The 14,073-nt window shown below is 42.9% G+C and carries 9 protein-coding genes; 1 reads left to right on the top strand and 8 read right to left on the bottom strand.

Features of this window, described 5'->3' with window-relative positions; genetic code table 11:
• Position 1: 1 nt before the first annotated feature.
• On the bottom strand, positions 2 to 742 hold the full coding sequence (locus tag ABLV66_RS08800; RefSeq protein ID WP_045391802.1) for an ABC transporter ATP-binding protein: 741 nt from the start codon (positions 740 to 742) through the stop codon (positions 2 to 4).
• Positions 742 to 1,509, bottom strand: coding sequence for an ABC transporter permease (locus ABLV66_RS08795; RefSeq protein ID WP_045391805.1), 768 nt, complete (start codon positions 1,507 to 1,509; stop codon positions 742 to 744). Before ABLV66_RS08795 ends, ABLV66_RS08800 begins: the two co-directional genes overlap by 1 nt.
• Positions 1,510 to 2,460: 951 nt before the next feature.
• Between ABLV66_RS08795 and ABLV66_RS08790 the strand changes: the two genes are divergently transcribed.
• The gene (locus ABLV66_RS08790; protein ID WP_045391808.1) at positions 2,461 to 3,465 is read left to right on the top strand and encodes an NAD-dependent epimerase; all 1,005 of its coding nucleotides are present in this window, start codon (positions 2,461 to 2,463) and stop codon (positions 3,463 to 3,465) included.
• Between the two features lie 256 nt (positions 3,466 to 3,721).
• Here the strand turns inward: ABLV66_RS08790 and ugd are convergent, their stop codons facing one another.
• From ugd to ABLV66_RS08760, 6 genes are all read right to left on the bottom strand, one after another.
• A complete protein-coding gene (gene ugd, locus ABLV66_RS08785; RefSeq protein ID WP_045391811.1) occupies positions 3,722 to 4,888 on the bottom strand; it encodes a UDP-glucose 6-dehydrogenase in 1,167 nt (388 codons plus the stop codon).
• A gap of 223 nt (positions 4,889 to 5,111) precedes the next feature.
• A complete protein-coding gene (locus tag ABLV66_RS08780) occupies positions 5,112 to 6,476 on the bottom strand; it encodes a TolC family outer membrane protein (RefSeq protein WP_228339515.1) in 1,365 nt (454 codons plus the stop codon).
• A gap of 11 nt (positions 6,477 to 6,487) precedes the next feature.
• Complete coding sequence (locus tag ABLV66_RS08775) at positions 6,488 to 7,819, bottom strand: HlyD family type I secretion periplasmic adaptor subunit (protein ID WP_348875990.1); 1,332 nt, start codon at positions 7,817 to 7,819, stop codon at positions 6,488 to 6,490.
• A gap of 52 nt (positions 7,820 to 7,871) precedes the next feature.
• A complete protein-coding gene (locus tag ABLV66_RS08770) occupies positions 7,872 to 9,647 on the bottom strand; it encodes a type I secretion system permease/ATPase (protein WP_348875991.1) in 1,776 nt (591 codons plus the stop codon).
• 250 nt (positions 9,648 to 9,897) lie between these two features.
• The gene (locus ABLV66_RS08765) at positions 9,898 to 12,501 is read right to left on the bottom strand and encodes a beta strand repeat-containing protein (protein ID WP_348875993.1); all 2,604 of its coding nucleotides are present in this window, start codon (positions 12,499 to 12,501) and stop codon (positions 9,898 to 9,900) included.
• Between the two features lie 507 nt (positions 12,502 to 13,008).
• A complete protein-coding gene (locus tag ABLV66_RS08760) occupies positions 13,009 to 14,070 on the bottom strand; it encodes a glycosyltransferase family 4 protein (RefSeq protein WP_348875994.1) in 1,062 nt (353 codons plus the stop codon).
• Between the last annotated feature and the right edge of the window lie 3 nt (positions 14,071 to 14,073).

Below are 14,073 nucleotides of genomic sequence, written 5' to 3'. Positions count from 1 at the left end.
ATCAAGCCATTGAGGCTACATATTCATCAACAATAGAGCTTGCCTCACCGATAGCTTTCAACCGGTGATTTTCAACCCACACAACTTTATCGCAAATCTGCATAACATCTTTCATGCTGTGGCTAACAAACAGGATTGTTACCCCACGTTTTCTGAACTCATTGATTGTTTCAATACATTTCCGTTGAAATGCGATATCCCCAACCGCGAGAACTTCGTCGATAATCAATACATCTGGATCAACCTGGCTAATAACGGAAAAGCCCAGCTTCGCCAGCATGCCACTTGAGTATACGCGAATAGGCTCATCAATGAACTCACCTAGCTCTGAGAACTCGATAATTTTATCAAGCCGTTTATTAACTTCTGCTCTGCGTAACCCCAGTAAGGTGGCATTAAGTTTGATGTTTTCACGCCCGGTAAGTTCCGGATGAAAACCGCCTCCCAGCTCCAACATCGAAGCCACGCGGCCGACAACTTTTACCTCGCCCTTACTTGGCTTTAGCACACCAGCAACGAGACCAAGGGTCGTACTTTTGCCAGCGCCATTGCGGCCAATCAATGCAACTGATTCACCCTTATTGACGGTGAATGACACATTCTCGATAGCCAGATACTTACGGCCTTTTAGCAAATTAAAGGCCCGACGCGGATGAAAAAACAAGTCTTTAATGCCAGAGCCAATATGATGATATAGAGGATACTCTTTTGTTACATTGCAAAATTCAATAACAGCGGTCATCACAAAATCTCTGCAAATCGATATTTTAATTTATTAAAGACCCACACTCCTAACAGCAACACAACCATGCCTGATGAGTATAGATAAGTGATATGCACATAATCCAGGTTGCCATTCATAAGCAGATCTCGCCAGGCCATAATCATGCTAGCCAGTGGGTTATAATCAATGATCCAGGTAAATTGTTGCGGGATCATATCTGAATTATAGAGTATCGGGGTACAGTAGAACATCAACATAATGCCCAAGGCGACAAATCGCTCCAGGTCACGGAAAAACAAATTCAGCGTTGAGAAAATTAGAGCAAATCCAAATGTAAAAATAATCTGTCCGATCGCCAGTAGAGGAATGCCCCAGAACCAACTCAGCGACGGTGACATACCATAAACATATAGAAACACAGCGATTACAGGAATTGTACACAAGAAGTGCAGCCCTTCCATCATCACATTACTCAAAGGAATAACCGAGCGCGGAAATACTGTTTTTTTAATGATCTGCGCATTAGAAATAAATGAGTACAATGAATTGGTTGCCGAACTTGCGAACCATTGCCACGGGAACAACCCAGTAATCAGGAAAACGGTATAATTTGGAATTTGTACTCTCATTACCATTTTAAAAATAAAATAGTAAATCATCGCAAATAATAAAGGGTTTGCGATAGACCATAAATATCCAAAGATGCTACTTTTATAGCGAACTTTTAAATCTTTATTAGTTATCACAACAAGTAGATCAAATAAATATCCTAATTTAAACTTCATTATTTGCACTCATTTTTTTGAAATCGACCACGCAATCATTCTTTCCTCTGGCACCTTGAGGAAATTGTGCACAGCTATAATATCAACATAATTATAATAAATTAGCCAAAAGCAGTCGTTGCCTCTATATCCACGGTATAGAGAAACCCTTCTTAGCAACCATAAGCAGTTCCATATAATAGCGTACTCTATACCATCATTTGGAGTATGTTACGGGGGTGACTATACGACTACAAACGATTAACTTTGTCTAGTTGACTCGCAACAGCCAACGATCACATCAATCAGAGACACGCTACCGCCATTGGCTATCGCAACCAAAGCGCGCAAAACAAGCTTAGCATTTGATAAATCGTCATAAACCTCAAAGCATTACTACCGCAAGAGTCCATGATTTTGCTCTGTCTCAAGCCTCAAGTTGAGCTCAATCTGAGAGCGGTCACTCTCGCCGCTTTAGAGGCAACTTGCCATCAGGTTAGTCTCATTTCAGGCAACAGACCTGACAACTGAGTTACTTAACTTTATACAAGCTGCCCTATTCTGCAGCGTCATTAATGTCAGTGGCATACCTGCCTATTATGGTAATAAAATCAGAAAGTTGCAATGTGGGCATCTTAAGTTAATACCATATGAATGAAACAGCAGCATAGTATACTCCCGGACTATAAGATTAAAAGCGAAAAAGCAGTATTGGCTGGCAAAGAAGAGATATATACCAGGTAAGTACAATGCCGTTTAAACATTTGTCTACAACTAAAAACACTTGCTAACCAATGAGAGTGATTTTCACTCTCATATTGGAGATGGCGTCCTTGCTACGGTAGGTTTAGCTTTAAATGTTATTCTCTCCAACCTTTCCGAACCAATCAGTAAACAAGATGATCGATACCTCCCCCCTGTGTAAAATAGGCCCTTATAGGCAGTGGGACATAATGATCCTGGAGGATATAAATGAAATTTTTAGTCACTGGTGCTGCTGGCTTCATCGGCTTTCATGTATGCAAACGCCTGCTTGAAGCTGGTCATGAGGTTGTCGGAATCGACAATATGAATGACTACTACGATGTGAGCCTCAAACAAGCCCGCCTGGATCTTCTGAAAGCACCTTTGTTCAGTTTTCACAAAATTGATCTCGCCGATCGGGTCAGCATGGAGCAGCTTTTTGCTACGGAGAAATTTAACCGCGTAATCAACCTTGCCGCTCAGGCCGGCGTGCGTTACTCGCTGGAAAACCCACACGCTTACGCTGACGCTAACCTGATGGGCTTCCTGAATATCCTTGAGGGTTGTCGCCATACTAAAGTTGAGCACCTGGTCTACGCGTCATCCAGTTCCGTCTATGGCTTAAACCGTAAGATGCCGTTTTCAACCGATGATTCGGTAGATCATCCTGTATCGCTATACGCGGCAACCAAAAAAGCCAACGAATTGATGGCACATACTTATGCGCATCTGTATGGAATTCCAACAACCGGGCTGCGGTTTTTTACCGTCTACGGACCCTGGGGACGCCCGGATATGGCACTATTCAAATTCACGAAAGCCATGCTCGAAGGGCAATGTATAGACGTCTACAACTACGGAAAAATGAAGCGGGACTTCACCTACATTGACGATATAGTTGAAGCAGTTGTTCGTGTTCAGGATGTTGTTCCGCAACCGAATCCAGACTGGACGGTTGAAGGCGGGTCTCCGGCGACCAGTTCCGCCCCCTATCGGGTATATAACATTGGTAATAGTTCGCCTGTAGAACTGATGGACTACATCACTGCGCTTGAAGAGGCGCTGGGAATGGAAGCTAAGAAAAACATGATGCCGATGCAACCAGGCGATGTTCTGGAGACAAGCGCTGAAACTCAACCGCTATATGATCTTGTTGGTTTCCGGCCACAAACCACAGTTAAGCAAGGAGTGAAGAACTTCGTGGATTGGTATAAAGACTACTACGCAATTTGATAGTTTCTTATCTTCTATTTTACCGCAATCAAAAGATTGCGGTATATTAACCGCCAATAGTGTAATCAGCCTAGTATTATCCCTACGCTATATATATCTAATTCGACAGGCGTATCTTTCGATGTAGAAGACAGAGATAGTCTCGCAAATGCCACGGTAGCATTAGTATTTTATTTCAGCACATAATGATGCTGCGTTTTTTCTTTATAAAAAATTAAGACAGGTAATTTTGCAAACTACCTGTCATTATGGAAAGTTAATCGTTACCAAAGAGGTCACGCGTATATACTTTATCTTTCACATCCGCCAATTCTTCTGCCATGCGGTTAGAGATAATAACATCTGATTCCTGCTTGAAAGCATCAAGGTCGCGAATAACGCGTGAGTTAAAAAACTCATCTTCCTTCATCACTGGCTCGTAAATAATTACAGGTATACCTTTCGCTTTTATCCTTTTCATTATACCTTGAATAGAGGAAGCACGGAAATTATCAGAGCCGCTCTTCATAATTAACCGATACACACCAACAACTTTCGGGTTTTTCGCCAGAATGGAGTCTGCAATAAAATCTTTTCGGGTGCGATTAGCATCAACAATTGCCGAAATAATATTATTGGGCACCGACTCATAATTCGCCAGCAACTGTTTGGTATCTTTCGGTAAGCAGTACCCACCATAGCCAAAAGAGGGATTGTTGTAATGATTACCAATTCGCGGATCCAGACATACACCCTCAATAATTTGTTTACTGTTTAGTCCCTGGCTTTCGGCGTAGCTGTCTAACTCATTAAAATAGGCAACACGTAGTGCTAAATAAGTATTAGCAAAGAGCTTAATAGCTTCAGCTTCAGTTGAATCAGTAAAAAGGGTCGGAATGTCTTTTTTTATCGCACCTTCTTTCAATAGGTCTGCGAATCGCTCAGCACGAGCAGAACGCTCACCAATGACAATCCGTGATGGATATAAATTATCGTACAAAGCACGCCCCTCGCGGAGAAACTCCGGCGAGAAAATGATATTTTCAATGCCAAGGCGTTCTTTTATGCCACGAGTGAAACCAACTGGGACCGTTGATTTTATAACCATAACAGCTTTCGGATTGATAGCAGTCACATCACGGATGACAGCCTCAACAGAAGACGTATTGAAGTAATTTGTCTTGGGATCATAATCTGTCGGCGTAGCTATAATAACGTAATCAGCGTCATGATACGCATCGAGTTTGTCTGTTGTTGCACGAAAATTAAGCTTTTTTTCCGTTAAATATTGTTGGATCTCATTATCTGCTATAGGTGAAATTTTCTGGTTAAGCAAATCTACTTTGGCCTGAATGATATCCAAAGCAACCACTTCATGGTTCTGGGCAATCAGAACACCATTCGATAAACCAACATAGCCTGTACCGGAAATAGTAATTTTCATAGAGCAACACTTCTACAGTTAACGGGTGATGGCAAATCGCCACAGTAATCATGGATACTGCTGGCGTTTTACTCTTTGCGAATAGTGAAGTCAAGACGGGGACGGGTCTTAAGGGTCCCCTTCATGTGAGCATACAGATTGAAGCGTAGTATCGATACGGGTTTCAGAGATGCAAAAAACAAACTATTTTACACTCTTTCTGTTTCCGACTTCATAGCTTAACTCAAGAACGATGGAAATACCCCGCGACTTGCATAATATCTTTTTCGCTCAGCGTACCTGAATCTCCAAGCAACGTAATCCAGGCCTTAATATACGTGTATTTGGCCTCTGCTAAATCTCGCTGCGCAGCGTAAAGCTGCTGCTCCGCATTAAGCACATCAACGTTAACCCTTTGCCCTGCAAGCACACTTTGCCGCGTGGCCTCAACCTGCGTCGTTGCAGACTTTACAGCCAGTTCGTAAGCCCTAAGCTTCGCCTGGCTACTAATACATTGATTAAACTGTTTACGCAGATCGTTCATTATCGAACCGACCTGGGCGTCCAGTTCATACTTGGCCTGACCATAACGTGCCGCGGCCTGCCTTGTCGAGGCAGCAACCCCCCCGCCAGAATAAATTGGCATTGATACCTGAACCCCAACGCTATCTGTTCGATATTTTTGATTTACGGTGTTGTCGCTGCTGGAATCATTTTCCGAATGTGATGCGTATAGCTGTACCTGAGGCATAAATCCAGCCCGGTTGCGTTCTACATCATAACGCGCTGCATCCACGCCATGACGTGATGAAGCTAGTTGGGGATTTCGTTCCATGGCTAATTTTTGCCAATCATCGAATGCTGTATAACGTAGCGGCGAGACCTGAAATTTGCCTTGCCGTAACGTCTGCAATGCATCTAACTGATCAAGTGGAATTCCGATGATGACTTCAAGTTCCCGCTGAGCTGAGTCTAACACATCCCGAGCCTCGATAACCTGAGCTTCGGCCAAACTGTACCTTGCTTGAGTCTCAGCAACGTCCGTTACAGTACCCTCGCCAGCGGACATCAGGCGATCATTTAAAGCAAGTTGTTCTTTATAAGCAGCTTTCTGCGCCTCAGCGAGTGCAATTTGATCTTTTGCATATGCAACACTGACATAAGCCGAAATGACCCGGACTGCAAGATCGAGATATTTACTGCGATATTTTTCGTCGGCCATCAAACTTTGTGCGACTCCCGTTTTATATTTCGCATAAGCCTCATAATCAAATAGAGGTTGCGTTAAGGTCACGGAACCAGCATAACTGCGGTACTGCTGTCGTTTAGTCACATCGCTGACATTGCCAAAAATATCACTCGTCTGATATTTTTGAGTCTGCCAATTTCGAGGTGCATTCTGATAATTGAGAGAGACTTTTGGTAGCAACCCTGCTCGTCCGATATTCCTTGCCTCATCACCGGCTTCTTTTTCTTTAATCGCCGCCTGAAATGTTGGGTCTTTTTCCAATGCAAGCGAATAAGCATCCAGAATACCCAATGCATGCACCGGTGAGGATATCACCCACACTATCGAACTAAGGGCTAGATTAATCATCTTCCTTTTCATGAAAATCACGATTATTCCTCGGTCAATGAAGTACGCGCACGATCCAAAATAGGTTTAAAGAGATAACTTAACAACGAACGTGACCCCGTCCTTACGAACACCTCGACAGGCATCCCAGGTTTTATTTCCTCGCCCTGGAGCATTTTAATGCCTTCCGGAGTGACGGTTACCTGCATCTGATAATAAGCTTCCCCATTTGCTTTATCGATTAAACGGTCTGCAGAAACGAGCGTTACAGTACCAGGTATTTTAGGGGTCCTGTTCTGGTTAAAAGCAGTAAACATAAGCTCAACGGGAAGTCCGGTATATACTTTATCGATTAATTGTACTTTTAATTGAGCATCCACAACCAGCGCAGCTTCACTGGGAACCACATCCATAAGATGGTCGCCTGCACCCACTACTCCCCCTTGGGTAAATATATTCAGCCCAACAACTGTTCCATCAACTGGCGAAATAATTTCCGTATTCCCTAGTTCAAAATTAGCCATATCAAGTTTGTTTTTATAATCATTTACATCCATTTGCGTTTGCGCTAACTGTGTTCTTACTTCACGCTGATAATCCGCATAACGCTGGTCTATTCGCTGTTGCGACTCTAGCAGTTGTTTTTGAAGCTGTCCGATCCTGCCAATCGTCTCATCAATGCTGCTACTGATTTCTGCAAACTGACGTTGAGCCTCCAGATAACGATTCCTCGGCAAATACCCTTCAGCAGAGAGCTGTTTCATACTGGTCATCTGCTCACGGATACTGTTTAGCTGAATCTGTTTATTCGCCCGGGAATCCTGTAATCCCTTAAGCTGGAAACGGATGCCATCAATAGATTGTTTAAAACCATCAACTTCACTACGTAATGCCTGTCGGCGCGAAATAAAAAGTTGTTGCTGCAAGGCAATGATTTCCGCTGCACGAGGCTTGTCTTTGATAGCATTGAAAACGTCAGAGAATTTTATGGTATCCAGGTTATCTCTTTCGGCCAACAGACGCCCTTCTGTTGCCAGAGTGGTATAATATTGAATCTTCAGAGAATCCACCTGCGCCTGCGCCTGAACCTGGCTCATTTGAACCAGTACCTGCCCGGCTTTAACCTTATCCCCTTCTTTAACCGCAATATTGCTAATAATACCGCTAGTTGGAGACTGGATTGTTTTACGGTTTCCTGAAACTGTTACCGACCCTTGAGAAGCAACGCCTTTATCCAATGGGGCAAAAGCTGCCCATAAAAGGAAACCGCATAAACCAATGGCGATCACCAACCAACCGAAACGCGTATACTTCCGCTCATCAGTAGAATCTGATGAGGTATCGCCACGAAGAGACTGATTAATGTAAGAAGACATATTCCCCCCTTTAACAACAGATAGTTGCAGCTATTATTTGAGAAGCCGTTTTTTAGTTTATTTGTGTTTTAGGGGGTGCCCCGTTGCCGTCATGCGATTCATTATTAACTGCATGCATTGCCTGTTGCTGTGCTGACTGAGTTCTCTGAGCATTATTCAAAGCCTGAAGTACCTGCTGGGTGGTACCAAATGCGTTAACCTTACCAGTGACTAACAATAACAACTTACTGGTCATTGAAAGCAAGTTAGTTCGATGCGTAATCAGTACCACCGTTTTTTTCCGCTCTCTAAGAAAGGCAATAGCCTTATTAAGAGCTAATTCGCCAGCGTCATCCAGATTAGAATTAGGTTCATCAAGAACAATCAACGAGGGATCGCCATATAAGGCCCTTGCAAGACCAATTCGTTGCTTTTGACCTCCGGAAAGTCCGTTTCCTCCGTTGCCAATAACTGAGTCATAGCCATGTGGAAAACGTAAAATCAGTTCGTGTACCCCTGCCAGTTTCGCGGCAGCAATCACTTTCTCAGCATCGACATCATTAAATCTCGCAATATTCTCCGCTATGGTTCCGGCGAACAATTCAATGTCTTGTGGTAAATAGCCAATATGGGGGCCCAGTTCATCTTTATTCCACTGATAAATATCTGCGCCATCCAAACGAACAATTCCTTCACTAACCGGCCAAATCCCAACTAATAATCGTGCCAGGGTCGATTTTCCGGATGCACTAGGGCCAATAATGCCAAGCACATCACCCGCCTGTAAATTAAATGACACAGCGTGTAGTACCGGTTCACCCTGCGCGCCCGGCGGTTTCGCAGATACATTTTCTACGCTCAGTACTCCTTCAGGCTTCGGTAGAGACATCCCGGTGCCACGGGGTGGATTACTATCGAGTAACTTCACCAACCGGCCATAAGATAGTTTTGCCGAACTCCAGCTTTTCCAGACGTTAATCACTTGTTCTATCGGAGCAAGCGTTCTTCCCATCAAAATAGAACCTGCGATCATCATCCCCGGAGTAATATGGCCATCAATGGCCAACCAGCCCCCCAGACCGAGCACCAAAGATTGCAAGGAAAGACGCACAAACTTTGTAATAGAATTGATACGTGAAGCTCGTTCGCTCGCGACTCGCTGACTGTTCAGAAATCGTTGATGTAAACTAAACCATCGTCCCTTGATATTTGGCAACATTCCCAATGCTTCTATAACTTCCGCATTACGCAAGTTGGTGCTGGCAAGACTTCCTGATTGCAACGCAAGCTTACTCGCTTCAGCCAATGGTTCTTTTGAAACTATTTCATTCACCACGGCCAACGCTATCAATATTAGTGAGCCAATTAATGCAAACACCCCCAACCAGGGATTAAACAGAAAAATGACCAACAAATAAATCGGGAACCAGGGTGCATCAAAAAAAGCAAAAAGCGCGCTGCCGGTCAAAAACTGACGCATGTTAGTAAGATCGTTAAGCATTTGCCCGGCATCAGCAGATTTGTTTTTGAGATTATCTTCGTATGCTGCGGTATAAATACGTGTATTTAAACGCATATCTAGCTGTGCGCCAATCCGTATTACCACCATGCTACGGACGTACTCCAGCAATGCCATCATACCAAACATGGCAAGCATGATAAGGGTTAGCATCAGTAGAGTAATTTCATTACCAGAGGGTAGCACCCGGTCATAAACCTGGAGCATATAAATCGAAGGTACTAACATTAAGATATTAATGAATGCGGTGAAAACACCAACTGTCCAGAATATTTTACTGCGAGTGCGTATTACGTCCGCAATTTCATTGCGCGGTAAATAGTGCTCCACTGCTTTTTCCCTTAATTTTGTGTACCTTCAGCCACACCTCTACCGACAGTAGAGCAATCAGATCCCAACAACTCAGGCTGGAGATATTTATAATATATAGATAGGAAAGTACTAAAATATCAAGCTACAAAAAAAATATTTTTAAATCCATACGAAAATTAATGTTAATAAAAGCACGACAGAGATCACAATAAAAAGGGGAAGAGTGACCTCCCCCTTTCTTTATAAAACATCCATCACATCACGCTACTTAAGCGTAGTGCAAAGTATCAACCAACTGCTGATGGGTTTGCCCGTTGAGATACACTACTGTATCGTTCGCATCCAGGGTATGGTCGTTGTTGTTATCAATGATCAAATAGTTACTGGCTTCATGAGAGTTATCAGTCCAGATGACTGACGCCACACCAACTTTCGCAGTGAGGTCCCCACTACCACCGATACCAAGGATTTGACCTAACAGACCGACAACGCCGCCAACCACACCACCAACCAATGTACCTAATAACGAGTCAACGACATCAGTCGTACGTACACCATAATCAGCTACCTGGGTATGCGTGACATCATTGTTAATAGTCAGACCTGAGGCGGTGTCAAAAATGCTATCTTTACCACTATTAAAATCTGAAATAGTCACACCAGAGTTGACGGTGCTCGCTTTCAACTGGTAAAGGTTCGCGCCGTCACCACCTGAAACAATGGTGTTACCGAGAACCTTAAAGGTGTCCGTAACGCTAGTTCCTTGAACCGATAAGTTATGCCCGCCACCTAACCCCAACAGATTAATAATCGTTGTTGTCACGCCTGCTGCGGGAAGAATGGTAAGGAGTTGATAAAGGATCCCTTTACCAGTTCCCCCCACATTAGAATCCAAATTCAATCCTGCAGAATTTGCTGAAGCATTGATAGTCTCCAGGTTGCCGTAACCTGTGCCTACCGTCAGATTAAGCAAATGGTCTCCAGTAACATTAATTGTCTGTACTTGACTATTGGTTCCCGCCAGCGCAATGCTGTTTGCAAAGCTGCCTGTACCACCAGAACCAATATTCAATGTTGTCAATGCGGTACCAAGTAGCGAATTACTGCTATTAAGGGCCAGTGCTCCCGCATTAATATCGCTATTACTGGTTGCTGTAAAATTAACATTAAAGTGATCCGTGATATCCTGTCGGAATGTAATATCGACACTACTTGCCGCAGTCGCGTTACCTGTGACTTCAAGTTGCGCGGAATTGCCACCTGCAGCATTAATCACATGGACGTTACTTGCCAGACCCGATAGCACAAATCCTTGTGAGCCGACTGTTGAAGTTCCAGCCTGGGTGATATTTGTCCCAAGAGTACCAGTCAAACTCGATTCGGTGGTTGCATTACCCGTTAATACGCCAAAGTCAAATGTATGGGCCTGCGCAGTAGATCCAGAACTAACAGTTGCCTGCCCTACATAGCCAGCAAGATCCAGCTTTTCGAAGTTACTAAATTGCGCGGAGTTAGAAGTGATGACCGCAGTTCTGTTTAGAATAGTCCCACCCATAACGACATTTTTCGTAATAAAGTTAGCCGAAATGGTATCAATCCCAGCTCCACCATCAGCGGTGACAGATGTGCTCACCGTATTTGCCCCGCCAGTAGAGTTACCGGCCCATTTCAGCGTATCGTTACCCGTTCCGAGGTTAAACTTAGCCGTGGCGGTGGTCATATTAACAAGGTTACTCACAAGAACATCATCAGCGCCGGAACTGGCATTGAGGATCACGCTGCCGTTGTTAACAACGATGTCCACTCCAGGGTTTACCCCATTATCGGACAGGTTAACAGTGGCTGCGCTTGAACCATTAATGGTGAGATTAGCCAAATGATCCGCGAATTTGAGGTTAACGGTGCTCGCCACGTTAGCATTGAGTTGCGCGTTAGTCAGAACCGCAGTTTCAGCATTGGTGAGCTGATGGCTGGCATTAGTGTTAACAGTACCTGTCGCGTTGCCGCCTGCGGCGCTGGCGCTGAGGACTGCGCTGGTTTTATAAAGTAGCCCGGTGCCAATCTGGTATTCAAAAGCATGCTGATTGGTTACAGTTGCCGCATCTGTAGCCGTAGAACCGCGTAAATCGTTAATGATTGCCTGAGTAATGGTTGCCTTATTGGTACCAAGAGCGCTGTATTGCGCTAAAACCGCTGCGCTAGGCGCGACGCCGTAAATTCCTTGATAAACATGTGTGATAAAGGCATCACCAGTTAAGTTAGATCCCTTGCTTTGAAACTCGGAAGATGCGATTAATTTTGTCAGTAATGAACTATATGTATTCCCACCGGTGGCGAGATAATTAGTCCAGTCGCCAAGCCCACCCATATCAACTGAACGGCCAACTAAAGAAATGTACGCAGCTTCGACTTGCTCCTTGCTACTTAAAGCGACGCTCCATGTATTCCAGTTCGCTGAGCCATAGTCTTTGTACATGACTTTATTCAGTGCATTATCAAAGCTATTTTGTGCAGTTAGCGTCGCAGAATCGAATCCTGTATAATTAAGAACGCCATTAATTACATTATTAAGTGCAGTATTTAAATTTGAGCCTGTTAAAAAGGTTTGGGCGACACTATCTGCTGGGGTACTTCCCCAAATGGACGCATAGACAAGTTTAACTATCTCAAGGTCAGTTTTGCCAGAATACAAAGTCTGACCCGCTGTGGATGCTAACAGGTTAGAAATATATTGTTCTTGGCTAATCGCCCCCGTACGAAACTGGCCTGCTACGGCATCATAGGTGGAAGCCGTCGTATAGGTGTTTTTCCCAAGAATTGCAAATTGTATAGCTGCAACTGCTTTTTGTGTGAGTAGCACTTGAGTAACCATTTAAGAATCCTCAAAATTTCGTATCAGGAGCAATCCAGGCCCAGAGTTATTGGGAGTACATTGGAAGCGTTTGCATCAGCATAGATGCACCTTCCCCTTAATAAGAAAAGTCTAAAAAAATCACACCGTCAACACGCCCGAATAAAAAAATAAATCACGAATAGTTTCCATAAGTTATACAGCTATAAATTAAAACCAGAGCTTCCCTCCCCCCACTAAATTCAGTAGGGGAAAACGCAAGAAGGATAAATTCAAATTAGAAACGACAAATACCACCACTTATAGCAAGGGTATTTTACATGTTAACAGAATTGCGGAATTTTTTGAGGATAGGGCCAGAGGATGGTGTAGTAAATGCAGGCTTAGCAGATGTAGCCTAATTGAGGTCAGAGCAAGTCAAGGCGGGTAAAATGTTAATTAACTGAAATAATTAACACCATTATTAATAAAGCAACTTTGTTGACAATGAATAACGTGTAACACACTCGAGAGTGTATAGTGAATAAGCTATTCAACTTTAGTAATAAGCATATTCAGTGTTTCAGCGGAACGTTCCCAGGAGTATCTCTGCACATTTTCTTTACCTTTTCTAATCAACAAGTTACGGTCTTCAACGCTGTTGTTTAATTTTATGATAGCTTTGATAAGCTCATATTTTGAGTCTGGATCAAAGTACAATGCACTATCACCTAAGGTCTCTTTAAGGGAAGCTCTATTTGAAGAAATAACTGGGCAAGAGCATGATTGAGCTTCCAGTGGGGGTATACCAAATCCTTCATAAAAGGATGGAAATATAAAAGCTTTTGCACCTTTATATAATGAAATAAGTTCATCATCAGATACACGCCCTAAAAAATCAATTCTTGGATCATTAGTTTTTATATTTACACAATTAAACACTGTGTTCCTGTCACCTATTATCTTCAAATTTATATTTAAATCTGCAGATAGTATAGTTTCAATAAGACCATGAATATTTTTATGATGATTAACCGAAGATACAGTCAGGAAGTAGTCGCATCCACGAATCTCATTAGTCTTAACCATACTGTCATGTGGTTTAAAAAAATTATTACTCACAGCATTCGGAATGATATGAATCTTACTGGCATCACAATTATAATAATTTACTAGCTCACTTTTAGAAAAATCACTAACCGTCACTATTAATTTAGAGTTCTTTAGTAAAATAGGGGTTAATAATGAATATAACCATCTGAAGCCAAATGAAAAGCTTTCTGGGTAACGAATATAAGTAATATCGTGTTGCGTAATAATCTGCCTTTTGAAAAGCAAAGGACCAGTGTTGCATAAGTTGATTAGCATGCAATCTTTCTGTTTTTTTAAAAAAAGAGGTAATGTGAATTGTTCCCAGAAATGGCCTCTACCCCCTGAGATTTCTTTAATATTAAAACCTGAAATGTTATAGCTTTTATCAATGGCGGAGATATTGGGTACCAAGACCACAACATTATGTCTCAATTTCGATAACCGAAGAGTCATTTCATAAGCAAATCGCTGCACACCGGTAAGTTTTTGAGTAAGAAAACGACCATTAACATAAATCATTAG

The organism is Klebsiella sp. CN_Kp073, assembly GCF_040065495.2.
GTDB lineage: Bacteria > Pseudomonadota > Gammaproteobacteria > Enterobacterales > Enterobacteriaceae > Klebsiella > Klebsiella aerogenes.
Note: the sequence above shows the minus strand (reverse complement) of the source record. Positions and strands in the feature narration are given on the sequence as shown.

What these genes read in the sequence shown, in the direction of transcription:
- ABLV66_RS08800 (WP_045391802.1), bottom strand. Translation starts at nt 742, where the DNA reads ATGACCGCTGTTATTGAATTTTGCAATGTAACAAAAGAGTATCCTCTA.
- ABLV66_RS08795 (WP_045391805.1), bottom strand. Translation starts at nt 1,509, where the DNA reads ATGAAGTTTAAATTAGGATATTTATTTGATCTACTTGTTGTGATAACT.
- ABLV66_RS08790 (WP_045391808.1), top strand. Translation starts at nt 2,461, where the DNA reads ATGAAATTTTTAGTCACTGGTGCTGCTGGCTTCATCGGCTTTCATGTA.
- ugd (WP_045391811.1), bottom strand. Translation starts at nt 4,888, where the DNA reads ATGAAAATTACTATTTCCGGTACAGGCTATGTTGGTTTATCGAATGGT.
- ABLV66_RS08780 (WP_228339515.1), bottom strand. Translation starts at nt 6,476, where the DNA reads ATGAAAAGGAAGATGATTAATCTAGCCCTTAGTTCGATAGTGTGGGTG.
- ABLV66_RS08775 (WP_348875990.1), bottom strand. Translation starts at nt 7,819, where the DNA reads ATGTCTTCTTACATTAATCAGTCTCTTCGTGGCGATACCTCATCAGAT.
- ABLV66_RS08765 (WP_348875993.1), bottom strand. Translation starts at nt 12,501, where the DNA reads ATGGTTACTCAAGTGCTACTCACACAAAAAGCAGTTGCAGCTATACAA.
- ABLV66_RS08760 (WP_348875994.1), bottom strand. Translation starts at nt 14,070, where the DNA reads ATGATTTATGTTAATGGTCGTTTTCTTACTCAAAAACTTACCGGTGTG.